Origin of the sequence: Petrotoga sp. HWHPT.55.6.3 (assembly GCF_002895495.1) — a bacterium.
Lineage (GTDB): Bacteria > Thermotogota > Thermotogae > Petrotogales > Petrotogaceae > Petrotoga > Petrotoga mobilis.
In genome coordinates this window covers 1-1,486 of record NZ_AZRJ01000051.1, presented here as the reverse complement: position 1 = coordinate 1,486, position 1,486 = coordinate 1, and the positions used below count along the sequence as shown (strand labels likewise).

The window sequence follows — 1,486 nt, the reverse complement described above, 5'->3', positions numbered from 1 at the left end:
GCGCCCCTTGCCCCGCTCCCCGCCCTCTAAGGATGAAGGAGTCTAGGCCCCCACTCCTTGACTTGCCCATAAGGGACTGGCAAGTATGGCTTCTTCTTGTAATCCATCCTAGAGTTTCTAGAAAAACAATAATAATAAATAAATTTCTGAGATAACTATATTTCCTAAAACAAGTAAAAATCCGTATTTAGCAAAATCTTTGAACAAGATAGTTTTATTCTTGAACTGGGTTAACATCGCGAGTCCAATTATATTTGCGGATGCACCGATGGAAGTTGCATTCCCACCCAAACACGCACCCATTGCAAGAGAATACCACACCGGATCTAAATTACTGAAAATACCGGGTTGCACTACTTGTAAATGTTGAACAACGGGAATCATAGTCGCTGTAAAAGGAATATTATCAATGAATCCTGAAATTAAGCTAGCAACTGGTAAAATAAACAAAGTGAAAGATTTTACCGAATCTCCAGCAACTTTTACCATGACATCGGATAAATTAGCTATCAGTCCTGTTTCTTCCATCGCCCCTGTAATGAGAAATAAACCAAAAAAGAATAAAAGACTTTCCCACTCAACTTCATTCAAAGTATCCCTCACCTGATTTGGCGCTAATAGTAGTAAAGAGAAGAATCCTGCTACTATTGCAATAGTAGAACTCTCCAAACCTAAAAAGTGTTGAGTAGAAAAAGCGATTATTACACTTACAAAAAGAATTATGGACAGGAAAAATCTTCTTTTATCTTCGATCAAATGGGACGTATCAAAACTTTTTATACTCTCTTTATCAAATTTGATTTGAAGATCTTTTTTAAAAATGAATATAAAAAGCATATCCATGAACAAGAGATTCATTATTGCAATTGGGTACATAACTAAAGCAAATTCTGAAAAGGAAAATCCTGCAGCTGAAGCTATCATAATATTGGGTGGATCACCAATGATGGTTGCCATACCTCCAATGTTCGATGCAAAAATTTCCCCTAAAACATAAGGGAAATAATTGATTTTTAAAGAATCCGTTATAGCAAAGGTAATAGGTATAAAAACAAGTATCGTAGTAACATTATCAATGAAACCTGAAATTAATGCAACCAAAAAAGTTAAGGAAATAAACAACATGTATCCGTTATGCCCAAATATTTTCAAAGTCTTAATACCTACATATGAAAAAAGGCCAGTTCTACGAATAACGCTTACAAATAACATCATCCCGAGCAGTAAAAGAAGGGTGTTGAAATCGATATAATTTCTTATGGCTTCAATTTCGTCCGGAAAAACTCCGAATATAATAAGCACCGAAGCTCCTAACATGGCAACAATGGTTCTGTTAATTTTGTGGGTGATGATAAAAAACAATACTACAGCGAATACTATAAGGGTTACTAGTTCACTTGGTGACATAAATTAAAGGTTCCTCCTGATGTTATTATTTTTACTGTTTTTAAGAACTTTATAAATAGCGCCCCTTCGCCCCGCAGCC

Annotated in this window: 1 protein-coding gene; it reads right to left on the bottom strand. The window is 35.5% G+C overall.

What is annotated here, in order from left to right; all coding sequences use genetic code 11:
* Positions 1-117: 117 nt before the first annotated feature.
* Entirely contained in the window at positions 118-1,407 is a 1,290-nt protein-coding gene (locus X926_RS09210) for an SLC13 family permease (protein WP_103065876.1), read from the bottom strand.
* Between the last annotated feature and the right edge of the window lie 79 nt (positions 1,408-1,486).